A 13,523-nucleotide genomic window follows, 5' to 3' on the forward strand; every position below is an offset into this window, starting at 1 on the left:
GAATAGCACATCAGGCCGGTTTGGCAACTATGCTTCGGCTACCGGACTAACAGCCAGTACCCCACCTGCCACACAGTCGACTACCACCAACCGTGCTTTGGGCGTTCGCCAAACCGGTAGTTTTGGCGATCCGGGTGCTGCATTTGTATTTCAGGTTGTAAATACAAAAGGGAAAAAAGATTTTGCTTTGAGTTTTAATTTACAATCACTCGACAGCACGTCACCCCGCAATACAACATTTTTAGTGCAATATGCAAAGGGCACCAATCCTAACAGTTTTAATACGGTAACCTCCACACCTACCCCTTTAGTAACCGGTAACAGAAAATTTTATGATACATTGGTGAACGTGAATTTCGGTACTTCATTAGATGATATTAATGACACTGTATGGATTAGAATTGCCACATTAAGTGCCAGTACCGGCAGCAGTAACCGGGCTACTTCTGCCATTGATAATTTTAGCTTAAGTTGGAATGATATACCTGCAGATACCATTCCACCGGTTGATACTTTACTAATTCCTCAAAATGGAGCCACCGGTGTTTCATCTGTATTGCCTTTGAAAATTTATTTCAGCGAACCGGTAGTAGCAGCCACAGGAAATATTCTGGTAGAAAACACGACTGACCATGTGACAGATATCATTGGTGTGGATAGTAGTATTGTTGCTATAAACAGCAATATTGTTACCATTACCACCGGATTACAACCACTAAAACATTATAAAATAAATATTGATGCAGGCGCATTTGCCGATTTTTCCAATAACGCTTACGCCGGTAAAAATGGGAATAATTGGCAATTTACAACTGCCAGTAACGATACAGTACCACCTTTGGCTATGAGCCTCACCCCCGCTAATGGCGCTGTGAATATACCCAACAAACCAAATTTCGCCATTCATTTCAATGAAGGCATTGTATTGGGTTCTGGAAGCCTGCTCATTAAACAAGTAAGTAATGATAGTTTGGTACAAACCATTCCCGTTGCCAATGCAACAGCACAGGATAGTATAGTTCAATTTTCGGCAATTGCCAATTTAGGTTTTAGCAAAAAATATTATGTACAAATTTCTGACAGTGCTTTTCGGGATTTGTCGGGCAATGCATTTGCCGGATTTAAGGATAGCACATACTGGACATTTACCACACAAAGCCCCGATTACTTATTCAATCTGAATAACTGTAGCAATGGCTTACCCGATGGCTTTACCCAATTCAGCGCAGTTGGCGATTCAACCTGGAATTGCACCATTTATGGTTATCAGGGCCATGGTATTCAGATCAATGGATTTGGTGGGGGCAGTGCACAATTAAATGACGACTGGCTGATGAGTCCGCCATTAGATTTAACCGGTTTCAACATTCCATTATTAGAATTCTACAACAGAACCAAATACAATGGCCCGCAATTAAAACTGTTGGTTTCAACCAATTATTCAGGAACCGGTAATCCATCTGCCGCCACCTGGACCGAAATCAATGGTCATTTCCCGCCTATTAATTCAGATACATGGACAAAGTGTGATAGTATTAATCTGACAAACTTTAAATCAACAAATACTTTTATTGCCTGGAGATATGCCTCCAGCCCAACTGATGGTGCACCACGCAGTACAATAGATAATATTCATGTATTTAACAGTACACAGGCGCCACAACCCACTTTGACAGTTCAACCGGATAATTTGTTTTTAGGATATGCTGCTGCCGGAGCTGTAAGTGCCGGTAAAGCATTCCAATTTACAGTGATAGATGCCAATGGCAATTTAACCATTACTGCACCTGCACAATTTCAGGTTTCAAAAGATAGCATTACATATACAGGTACCATACAATACACTGTAAATGAATTAGAGCAAACCAATATTACAGCTTTTGTTCGGTTTGCTCCTACACAAAACAATGTAGAATACAGTGGCCAGTTGAATTTTGCAATTGGTTCTATTTCTAAAAACTTCACCAGAATGTATGGTAATAGTGTAAACCGAAGCAATACCATTGATATTGTAAACTGGAATATTGAATGGTTCGGTAGCAATGGCTTTGGTCCTTCTGATAAAAATTTACAGGAAACCAATGTAAAAAAAGTACTCCGCTACTTAGATGCAGATATCTATGCATTGCCGGAAGTAGTAGACACTGCCAGATTTAGAAGATTGGCAGATTCTTTAGGCAGTAACTGGGGCTACACCATTTCTCCATTCTGTACCGGTGCCGCTACCCCAACTGGAAGCAATTGGTTAAGTGGCCAGAAATTAGCACTCCTATATAAAAAGGATATCGTAAGCAATGTATCGGGACGCGGCTTTATGCTAAGCAGCATTACCGCAGTCAGCAATTGGGCCAATGGCCGGGTACCTTATTTGGTAACTGCCAATGTTACTAAAAATGGGGTTACTAAAACCATCAACTTCTTCCTGATACATGCAAAATCTGGTAGCACTGCATCTGATTATGACAGAAGGTATGCCGGTGTAAAAGAAATGAAAGATAGTTTGGATGCCAGCTTTAGCAACAGTAATGTAATGATTCTGGGCGATTACAATGATGATTTGGTCAGTACCATTTCTACAGGTTCAGGCCCGGTTACTTCATGGGATCCTATTTTAAAAGATTCTGTTGGAACCAAATTCTACAAAGCAGTAACATTACCCTTGGATTATCAAGGATTTACTTCTACTATTGATTATCCGGGAATGATTGACCACAATATCATTTCAAGTAGTTTATTAGGTAGCTACATCAACAATTCTGCCAAGGTTAGAACAGACGTAACCACTGTAATTCCGGATTATTTATCCAACAATACATCCGACCATTACCCCATTTATGTTCGTTTTAATTTTGGAACAGCTACTGCGGTAAATCCGGTAAATAATGATCCCAATTTACTCACATTGTTAGGCAATCCCGGTCATCAGCAAATCCGTTTTATGTTTAACAAAAACATTAACAGCCGCTTACAAATTCAATTAATGGATTTAAACGGACAAATGTTGCAGCAACAGGTTGCAAAACAGGTGAATAAGGGTCAGGTAATTAGTTTACCCATTCAAACCTTACCTGCAGGAACATATATGTTACGAGTAGCACATAAGGATGGCACTACAGTAAAACAAATATTAAAATATTAATATTGATTGTTTGGTTGATTCAAAAAACCCGTTGCTTTCATTAGCTGCGGGTTTTAATTTTATTAAGCAGAATAGAGGCAATAAAAATAACCAGCTCCTATCCTGTTAATAACTGTTTTCAGATTTTGTTATGCGTAAACAGATCTTGACTCCTCATATTACTAAAGGCTGTGGCCGATGAATTAATACAGTTGCATAAGCTACCAGTCCTTCTTCACGACCTACAAAGCCCATTTTTTCGGTAGTGGTTGCTTTAATGGAAACTTCTTCAGAAGTTAAATGACATGCTGTTGCAATAACTTCCTGCATTTGAGGAATATAAGGTTTTATTTTAGGCGATTCCAGACATATACTGGAATCGATATTGATAATTTTATAACCCTTTTCTGCAATGAGTGCCACTGTTTTCTGTAACAATATTTTACTGTCAATATTTTTATATGCAGGAGAAGTATCCGGAAAATGCACACCAATATCACCTAAACAGGCTGCACCCAATAATGCATCGCAAATTGCATGCAACAATACATCGGCATCTGAATGCCCCAAGGCACCTTTATAGTAAGGAATATGCACACCACCTAACCAGAAATCCCTATCCGTTACCAACTGATGAAAATCAATGCCAAAACCTATACGCATACAACTATTTTAATAATTGAAAGATATTTTTTCAGTAAATATAAAACCGGCAACATAATGTTACAATCCAACCCGGCAAAATGTTTGTACTGTGAATATTAAAAAATACGGGCATACTTAGTCGGACTATTACTAATTCAAATTGTTTTTTTTACCTGAACCATTATTAGCTAAGTCAAAGTTCAGCCCAATTCTGATGGTATTAGATAATGGGTTACGTGTAGTTACATATCCTGACGCCACTAAATAAGAGAGATTAATGCCAATATTTTGGTAATTCAGCCCCAAACCAAAGGTTAGGTAATTTCTGTTACCCCGATATTTATTTTCATAAAAATATCCGGTTCTGATAAAGAAAGTATTATCATAATTATATTCTGCACCTGCAGAAATTAACCAGGAAGTGAGTTGGTTACTGCCATCGTTGAACGATTTAAACCAACTGGAGAAAACGCTTTGGGTATAATAGGTTGGTGCTGTAGTAGAGTCATAAGTAGGCACCAATAATTTATTCAAATCAACTGCAAAAGTGATGCTATTAAATTTATCTAAGCGTGCCTTGTAAGCTGCACCCAGGCCTAAATTAGCAGGAATATAATCTTTGGTATTGGCATCATTGGTATAACTAATTTTAGAACCCAAATTGCTTAAGGTAACACCCCATGTAAAATAATTTTTTGTAGTATCAGCTGCAATATGGTACAGAGTAACATCACCCGCTACAGAAGAACCTGCTTTATAAATTACACCGCTGTTATTTGGATCACCGGATGCAAGGCTACTGTTAATATAACGCAGCGCCACACCGATACCCAATTGACTGGAAAGCTTTCTGGAATAACCGAAATCAATTCCAAATTCTCTGGGCATTGACGAACCTAATAAATTTCCATTGGCATCAGCAAACTGAATATTGCCTAAACTAAAATAACGAACAGAGGCAGAAATAACCTGTTCATCATCTAAGCGATGATAACCAGCGATACTGGCCAAATACACATCATTCAATCCCAAGTCTCTAAACCAGGGCGAGTAGGTAACAGCAATTGAATTATCTTTTTTAGAAAAAGGCAATTTTGCCCGGTTCCAATACATACCATTGGCATCAGGTGAAGTAGCAATACCCACATCGCCCATACCACTGGCTCGTGCATCGGATGAAATACGTAAAAAAGGTACAGCAGTTGTGGTTACATTCACAGTTTGGGTTTGTGCAAATACAGAAATGCGCAGCATGCAGAACACCAGAAGCAAATAGAATATCCTTATTCTCATAACAAATTTTGATGTGATAAATATACCCTTAGGGTCAAAAAAATTAGAGGTAGAGTTAACTCATTCAAGCAATTTAGTGAATAATCAATTTGGCTGTCGCCGCAGCTTTTCCTGTATTGGAGGATGCAATAATATGATAAAAATACAAACCATTCAAGATTTTTTTGTTGTTCAATCCCCGCCCGTCCCAGTTCAGTTCTACTACTCCTCCGGAAGAATTGGGCAAAGTTTGCAATAACCTTGCCACTAAACTGCCATTCATGCTAAAAACATCAATTTCTACCTTTATTTCCGGCGCATCCATATTGTGCACCAAACGAAATGTGGTTTGACTGCTAAAGGGATTAGGATAGTTGTATACGGATAATATTTTCGGTGGTACCGCCGCACTAACAATAAAATGAATAGTGACTGATCGTGCATAGTTGGCTACATTCCAGGCTTTTATAGTTAAGGTGTGTGGCCCGGGAGTTAGTCCGTTTAACTGGTATTGAATGGTGCCGGCCTGATAACTATTGGGCAAAGCTTCATAAAAACTATTTAATACAATAGGATTATTGCTATTGCCATCTAACACCGCAGTAATATCGTGTCCTATCCCGGCACCGATAGTATTGATACCCAACGAATCGAACAGATGCACCAATAACAATGGGTTGCTGCCAACGGCACTTCCTTCTCTAAAAAGTGTATCATTCAAAAATACTTTTATCTTGGGTTTGGCAGTATCTGATGATGGTAAGGTATCGCCACCGCCTATTAAAAATTGTGTGGAATATCCGGATGCATCCTGTGTATCATTCCAGGCATACAGACTTATTTTTCCATTCCCAACCTTATAATTAATATCTTTTGGCACCACAAAACTTACCTGAAAACTGCCATTGTTAACAGAAACCTGACCCTTGTATAAAATATTGGTTTGCTGCATAAAAGTTGTAACGGGGCTGGCAGGATCATTCCCTAAAGTGCGCAGTTGCTGTGGTTTATCGAATATTGTTGCCAATAAATTGCCGTTAAACGTATTTTGTATCTGGCCTTGTGCATTGGTAATATTGCCACTAAATGTATAGGTATTCAGTGCCTTTAATGTATCATTCCCGGATATTGGCTGCCGGTTTAACTGATTCATTTTAATTTGAAGGGAAGGGAAAGCCAACCGCATAGCAGGATCGCCCAGTAAAGCGAATTTCCGGTTATTTAAAACATCACCACTGTTTAGGTAGGTGGTATTTTTGGCTGCTAAAACAGATTCCCCTAATGTAGGATATTTGCCCGATATATTCGGTTGCAAAGCCGCTTGCATATAATTGTTATTGATAATTTGGTTACTGTATGCAAACACCACCCTTGTAGTCGTTAACAAAGCAATAGCACCGGTATTACCGTTGTACAACAAACTACCTCCCAATGAATTTTTGGTTGGATCATCGTAAGGAGCAAAATCACAGGTAGCCGTAATAAATAAAGGTAGTTTATCCGGATTATTGAGTTGTTGCAATTCAGTTTGCCCAAAAACCGCCGAATTAGATAATTGTTGGTAACCACCGTGCCCATTGTAGTTAAAAATTAAAGCCCCATTATACAACTGGCTAACAATGGCAGCATTAACCTGTGGATACCTGCTACCGCCTGCTCCGCTCACCATTGGATAGGAATCTAAATATATTTTGGTTGCATTGATGGCTGTATCATATTGTGCAGTTGCTGCCGCAATTGATTCTGCATCTTGCAAATGCAAGTCATTATCTTTATCATCAGCCACAAAAACAGCCTGATTACGCCAGGCACCAAAAGTAGTTTTGGTATGATAATGCATTATTTTATTGACCATTGTAGTAGCTTCGGCTTGAGTTCTCACCGGAAAGCGCCCAATGGCCAGCCGCAGAGGTGGTGCAACATTCACCTGATTAATATCATTCGTATTGCCTAATAATCCAAAAAAATCGTCGGTAACATAAGTATTTAAAGGTTCTAAACTATTCGTACTTTCATAAGAGGGTACATAATTGGTATTTGGTTGAATCCGGTTTTTATAATCAAAAGAAGCGGCACCAAATAAGAGTACATATTTTAATTGATTGGCAGAATCAGCACCATAAGTGTCGAAATACATTTTTAAAAAATCTCTGATAGCAGTTGGATCACTAATACCACTGCCAAACTCTTGATAAATTTGCTGTGTGGTAACCACCTGCACCCGTTGGTGGTATTGCTGTACATGAAAAGCAGCCAATTGAGCAGCCTGTGTTTCAAACTGCGGGTGGGTAATAATCATAAAATCGGTTGGAATGGTATGATGCAGGTTCTGATTATTAACTTGCCCTAAAGCAATCGGCAACAGTGCATTCCCAGCAGTAAACGCAACATATTGTTTCAAAGAATCAGCCTGTTGCACAAATAACAATTGCTGATTCATGATTTGTGTATTCATTTCAACCGGTGCCAAAGGCTGGGTAATATCCCATACCCGGGTATTGGCCGTAACATTTAATAACTGAAATTGTGCTACCTGATTATTTGCCACTGAAACAGGATCAGCAAACACCAATTGCTGCCCGTTATATACCGCTAATTTTCTTCTGCATTGCAATGCGATTTGATTCAACCAACCCTGTGCACCCGATACCCCCGGATTAAATTGTAGTGTTACATTCAAAACAGAATCTGCATTGGTTACACTAACAGGCATTTGTTGTTGAATCTCCGTAGCAAAAGCATCTAAAAAATATCCTGAAACCCCCGTAATGGTTGGTATGGCAAAAAGATTGCCATTTAAACTCAACGAAAAACCACTGTTCCCTCCTACACTTCTTCCGGCCAGATGATAATTTACCTGAACCGGCACACTGCTTAAAAAGCCCGGAACCTGAAAAGTATAATTTCTGGTTAATCCGGTATTTTGGCTCATCGGACTACTCCACCATGCTTTACCACTGTTTAACAAGTTTACTGAATCGTTTTCAATGGCAAAATGATCAGTAAAACTATTCACTAAAACAGTTGGGCTTAAAGCAGTTGCTTGTGTGCTAATTCTTTTTCCTGAAGGTTGAATGGTAATGTAATAAAAAGCGGTATCGCTGTACAGGTTTTTTTGATAGAAGAACTGCTGTTTGGCAGCATCATACATCCATTGATGCGGGCCCGCGGCATAAAAAAGTACATAATCGTTGTTATTGAAAATACCATCGCCGCCATCATTTACCCAAATAGCATTTTCAAAAAGATCATCTATTCTTGTTATCGCACTGTTTTCGGGTAACATTTGTCCGCCATTGCCATAAATGCGTAAAGAACCTGCCGATAGGTTGGCGGTATTTATGCCCATATTTTTTAAAAAGGCAACATCTATTTTATAAACGCCAGCTTTAGTAACCCCAATTTTGAACCAATTACCGGCAGATAAAACTGAATTGGGCACATAATTTCTTTGGGCTTTTACCGTTATAGCAGCAGTTAGGAGAAAAAAAACAAGGGTAATTTTAAAAAAATAGGCAATTGTTTTTGGCTGGAAACAATTTATCGTTTTATTTAGCATAATCATTACTGCGGCAATCCCCTTTTTTAAGGTTAAAATTAGGGTTTTCGGCTGTAGATTGTTACATATAAAATGATTCATGTATAAAAATCGCCTATATTCGCACAGCGCAAAAACTTTACCCTCTATCTTTTACTGATTAAGAACCTTAAAATTCATATCATGCAATTGCTTACATCTGCAAGAAACTGTGTGTTATTATTGTCGCTGATTGGCGCTGCTGCTTCTTGTAAAGTATTTAAGAAAAAACCTGAAAAATCGGCTGTTACCGGCTGGAATTATAATGACAAAACACAGGGTAATTTTTATGTAGCAAAACCTAAAGACATTAATACAGCTCCCGGTTTGGTATTTGTGCAGGGTGGTACTTTCACTATGGGTGCTACACAAGAAGATGTAATGGGTGATTGGAACAATATTCCCCGTCGCGTTACGGTGAATTCCTTTTTCATCGATAAAACAGAAATTGCGAATGTGCATTATCGTGAATATTTGTATTGGGTAGAAAATGTATTCAGCGATACCACTGCTTATCCCGAAGTAATTGAGGCAGCAAAGCCCGATACATTGGTATGGAGAAGTGAATTGGCCTATAATGAGCCTTATGTAGAATATTATTTTCGCCACCCCGCTTATAATTATTATCCGGTAGTAGGTGTAAACTGGAAACAGGCCAGCGATTTTTGTGTTTGGAGAACCGACCGGGTAAATGAATTAGAACTCATTAAGAAAGGCTACATCAATAAAAACAATATTAAAACCGAATTGAATGGCGGTGGTCAGGAGAATTTTGATACCAAAGCCTATTTAATGGGCGAATATCAGGTACAGCCAGGTAAATTAGCTACTTCTAAAAGTAACCCTTTAAAAGATGCACAGGGCCGGCCCAGAACCACAGTAAAATTTGATGATGGTATTTTATATGGCGACTATCGCTTACCCACAGAAGCCGAATGGGAATATGCAGCCTACGGCTATATTGCTGAAAACCCACAGGTAAAAAGAGGAAAGAAAACCAGAGGAGAAGAGAATATTGCTAATAAACAGATTTATGCCTGGAAAAATGCCGGATTTGACAACCTGCGTTCTACACGTGCAGGTGCTTATCAGGGCGCATTTTTGGCCAACTTTAAAAGAGGCAATGGTGATAATATGGGTGTTGCCGGTGGTTTAAATGACAATGCAGCCATTCCTGCCGAAGTAACTTCGTTCGCTCCCAATGGTTTTGGCATTTATAATATGAGTGGTAATGTAAGCGAGTGGGTAGCCGATGTTTATAGGCCATTAACCAGCTTAGATGCAGACGATTTTAATCCTTTCAGAGGTAATGTTTTCAAAAAAGTGGACATGAGCCGCGGAACAGGCAATTTAAGAGATAGTTTAGGTCGTATTGTAATGGTACCAGAATCTGATTCAGCATTGAGAGAAAGAAGAAATTACCAAAGAGCATATGCCAAAAATTATTTAGATGGTGACTCTTTAAGTGGGGTGAATTATGGCTATGGTATTACTACACTTATTTCAGATAAATCGAGAGTAGTAAAAGGTGGCAGTTGGAACGACAGACCTTACTGGTTATCGCCCGGAACCCGCCGCTTCTTAGAAGAAGACCAAAGCAGCAGTACCATTGGTTTCCGTTGTGCCATGACGCATTATGGCGCTGCTGAAGGCACTTCCAGAAAAGCACAAACAGGCAACTTCTTCCCGGCAAGAAGAGCTAAAAGATAAAGGAAAGGTAAATACAGCAATTCCACTTAATCAGTGGAAAAATGAAACGCCATCTTCAAAAAAAGATGGCGTTCTTGCGTAAACAACTTTTCAGTTAAATTTATATTGAAACAAATGATAAACCTATTGTATGATTAGTATTGACGCACTCTACCAAATTTATCTGCAATATCCGCAAGTACAAACCGATACCAGAAAAATAAAAAAAGATGACATATTCTTTGCATTAAAAGGACCCAATTTTAACGGTAATACCTTTGCGCTACAGGCTTTGCAACAAGGTGCAGCTTATGCAATTGTAGATGAGCAACCGGATATAAGCAATAATCGTATTTTTGTTGTGAATGATGTACTGCAAACCCTGCAGCAATTAGCTCTTCATCATAGAAAGCAATTCAACATTCCCTTTTTGGCCATTACAGGCAGCAACGGAAAAACCACTACAAAAGAATTGGTGAGCGCTGTGTTGAGTAGCCATTTTAAATGCTATACTACTCAGGGAAACCTCAATAACCATATTGGTATACCACTCAGTATTTTACAGGTAAAACAAGATGCCCAAATAGCTGTAATTGAAATGGGTGCCAATCACCAAAAAGAAATTGCCGGTTATTGCACTTATACCATGCCTACCCATGGCATAATTACCAATTGTGGCAAAGCACATTTAGAAGGTTTTGGTGGTATAGAAGGCGTTCGCAAAGGCAAAGGTGAACTGTATGATTTTATTAGAACGCATAACGGCATGGTATTTATGAATGCTGATTATGATTACTTACAGGAAATGAGCAAAGGCATCCATCTTAAACTAACTTATGGTACGGCCAATGCAGATATTATTGGCAATATACAGGAGAACAATTATTTTCTATCGGTACAACTTACAAAAGGCACAAAGGAAATCAGCCATATCCAAACGCATTTAGTTGGCGATTACAATTTACCCAATATTTTATGTGCAGTAGCCGTAGGTAAACACTTTAAGGTGCCGGAACAAAAAATAAAAGATGCCATTGAAGCTTATCAGCCCAATAACAGCCGTTCGCAACTGATTCAATTCAACAACAACCACATTATTTTAGATGCATACAATGCCAACCCCACCAGCATGAAGGCTGCCATTGAAAATTTTGCTAAAATGCCCGGAGAGGAAAAAGTAGTTATGATTGGCGGTATGATGGAATTGGGTGAAGAAAGCCTTGCAGAACATGCGAATATTGTGCATTTACTGGAACAATTTAAATGGCATGCGGTTATATTGGTTGGAGGCGATTTCAGGCTGGTTAAACATAACTACCTTTATCTCAATAATGCATCAGAAGCCGGCAGGTGGTTACGCGAACAAAATTTTCATCAGGCGTATATCTTAATTAAAGGCTCCAGAAGTATGCAAATGGAAAAAATAATTAACACGTAAAGAATAGCTATGCAGCCACTTTATAAAATGTTTCCACAGTTAGAACCTGCTTTATTACAGGAAATAGAAGCAAACAGTATTCTAAAAACCATTCCTGCAGATGAAATATTAATCAGAACAGGCCAATATATTAAAAGTGCATTATTGGTTGTAGAAGGCACATTGAAAATATTCAGAGAGAATGAAGATGGTGGTGAGTTTTTAATGTACTACCTGCAACCCGGCGAAGCTTGTGCCATTTCATTGGTATGTGCTTCAAAAATGGAAGCCAGTAAAGTAATGGTAAAATCGGTTGAAGAAAGCGTGATTATGATGATACCCATTCAGTTAATGGACCAATGGATGAGCAAGTACAAAAGCTGGTATTATTACGTTTTAGAAACCTACAGAAATCGCTTTGAAGAACTGTTGTTGTTAATTGATCATATTGCATTCAGAAATATGGATGAGCGATTAATTTTTTATCTGAAGCGTTACTCCAAAGCACACAAAAGCAATCAAATTAATTTATCGCACCAGCAAATAGCAGATGAGTTGAACTCATCAAGAGAAGTTATTTCAAGATTGTTAAAAAAGCTGGAACAAAAGAATTTACTCAGCCTTTCAAGAAACACAATTGAGTTAAAAGAAGCTTTTCACAAAGAAATGACATAGTAAAGTAACATTTGTCACATTTTTTACATGAATTCATTTTCAACTTTGCAGTAAATGAATTTGTGTGAATGAAACTTTTTACTTTACGAAAGAAACTAATGCCAACAGATAGTTATTTGAAAACTTTTTTTCTGAATGGTGCCATTGTAATTGATCTACGACCACGTACAGCTTATCAAAACGAGCATGTAGCAAACACCATAAATATTCCCTTTGAACAGCTACAAAATGCTATTCCTGTACTTTTGCAGATAAAAAGGATATATATTTTAGTGTGCGAAACCGGTGCAGCCAGCAGTATAGCTGTTAATATGCTGAGGGCTGTCGGTATTGAAGCTTATAATGGCGGTAGCTGGCAACAACTAAACGAACAGGTATTTTGTTAAGTAAAAAATGATTGAACAATATGCGTAACCATTCAAAAAATCCGGGCTATTTAATTGCCACGCTCACCAATAAATGCCCAAGATGCAGACAGGGCAATATTTTCGTTACCAATAATGCCTATGATTTTAAACACAATATGGATATGCATGAAAAATGCCCTGTGTGTGGGCAACCAACTGAGATTGAAGAAGGCTTTTATTACGGTACCGGTTATGTCAGCTATGCAATATCAGTGGCATTCTTTGTAAGTACATTTATTATCTGGTGGGTACTCATTGGCATGTCGTTCGACATTGATGATATGCGTATTTTTTACTGGATGGGCACCGCAATCGTGCTGATTATTCTTATACAACCTTTTATTATGCGGTTATCGCGTTCCTTATGGTTAAGCTGGTTTGTGAAATACGATTCAAAATGGAAAAATTATCATATTTAATAAACAGATACCAAGCAAAGGAGATTTACTTAAATTAATTAATAATGATTATATATCATTTTACATTTGGTTCTTGACAATCGCTCAATTCGCTTCAAACGAATAATGCTTGATTTTATGCTATCTAAGTTCGAGTAATAAGAGCAATTGTTTTCGTGAGCAAAAAAATGAAATTAGGGTTTCTTTACTACCAGTTTTTTAAAGTATAAATACAATTATAAGTATTTTTTAAAAAAATATTATTTTGCACTATTGTCCGACTAAAATATGATAAAGCCGCAATAAAAAAAGGGCAGTTCGTTAG

At 38.2% G+C, this 13,523-nt stretch carries 9 protein-coding genes; 6 read left to right on the forward strand and 3 right to left on the reverse strand.

The genetic code is table 11. The annotated features are described in order from the left end of the window. On the forward strand, positions 1 to 3,139 hold a 3,139-nt coding region (locus A0F92_RS06470; protein WP_167516862.1), incomplete at its 5' end, for an Ig-like domain-containing protein. Positions 3,140 to 3,292: 153 nt separating this feature from the next. On the opposite strand, the gene ispF is transcribed toward A0F92_RS06470, so the two are convergent. The 3 genes from ispF to porU form a co-directional block, all read right to left on the reverse strand. Then, positions 3,293 to 3,781 (reverse strand): 2-C-methyl-D-erythritol 2,4-cyclodiphosphate synthase, encoded by a 489-nt coding sequence (gene ispF, locus A0F92_RS06475; protein ID WP_068243130.1) that lies wholly within the window; start codon positions 3,779 to 3,781, stop codon positions 3,293 to 3,295. Positions 3,782 to 3,913: 132 nt separating this feature from the next. Beyond that, on the reverse strand, positions 3,914 to 5,056 hold the full coding sequence (gene porV / locus A0F92_RS06480; RefSeq protein ID WP_068243133.1) for a type IX secretion system outer membrane channel protein PorV: 1,143 nt from the start codon (positions 5,054 to 5,056) through the stop codon (positions 3,914 to 3,916). 73 nt (positions 5,057 to 5,129) lie between these two features. Beyond that, complete coding sequence (gene porU / locus A0F92_RS06485; RefSeq protein WP_167516863.1) at positions 5,130 to 8,477, reverse strand: type IX secretion system sortase PorU; 3,348 nt, start codon at positions 8,475 to 8,477, stop codon at positions 5,130 to 5,132. A 279-nt stretch (positions 8,478 to 8,756) separates the two neighbouring features. Here porU and A0F92_RS06490 point away from each other — a divergent pair, with 279 nt between their 5' ends. From A0F92_RS06490 to A0F92_RS06510, 5 genes are all read left to right on the forward strand, one after another. Then, a complete protein-coding gene (locus A0F92_RS06490) occupies positions 8,757 to 10,322 on the forward strand; it encodes an SUMF1/EgtB/PvdO family nonheme iron enzyme (protein ID WP_068243139.1) in 1,566 nt (521 codons plus the stop codon). Positions 10,323 to 10,452: 130 nt separating this feature from the next. Then, positions 10,453 to 11,739, forward strand: a complete 1,287-nt coding sequence (locus A0F92_RS06495; RefSeq protein ID WP_167516864.1) for a UDP-N-acetylmuramoyl-tripeptide--D-alanyl-D-alanine ligase — start codon at positions 10,453 to 10,455, stop codon at positions 11,737 to 11,739. A gap of 9 nt (positions 11,740 to 11,748) precedes the next feature. After that, the gene (locus A0F92_RS06500; RefSeq protein ID WP_068243142.1) at positions 11,749 to 12,393 is read left to right on the forward strand and encodes a Crp/Fnr family transcriptional regulator; all 645 of its coding nucleotides are present in this window, start codon (positions 11,749 to 11,751) and stop codon (positions 12,391 to 12,393) included. Positions 12,394 to 12,461: 68 nt separating this feature from the next. Further along, positions 12,462 to 12,779, forward strand: coding sequence for a rhodanese-like domain-containing protein (locus A0F92_RS06505; protein ID WP_167516865.1), 318 nt, complete (start codon positions 12,462 to 12,464; stop codon positions 12,777 to 12,779). A 20-nt stretch (positions 12,780 to 12,799) separates the two neighbouring features. Further along, the gene (locus tag A0F92_RS06510; protein ID WP_068243145.1) at positions 12,800 to 13,219 is read left to right on the forward strand and encodes a DUF983 domain-containing protein; all 420 of its coding nucleotides are present in this window, start codon (positions 12,800 to 12,802) and stop codon (positions 13,217 to 13,219) included. The last annotated feature ends 304 nt before the right edge of the window (positions 13,220 to 13,523 follow it).

Source organism: Hydrotalea flava (assembly GCF_001623405.1).
Taxonomy (GTDB): domain Bacteria; phylum Bacteroidota; class Bacteroidia; order Chitinophagales; family Chitinophagaceae; genus Hydrotalea; species Hydrotalea flava.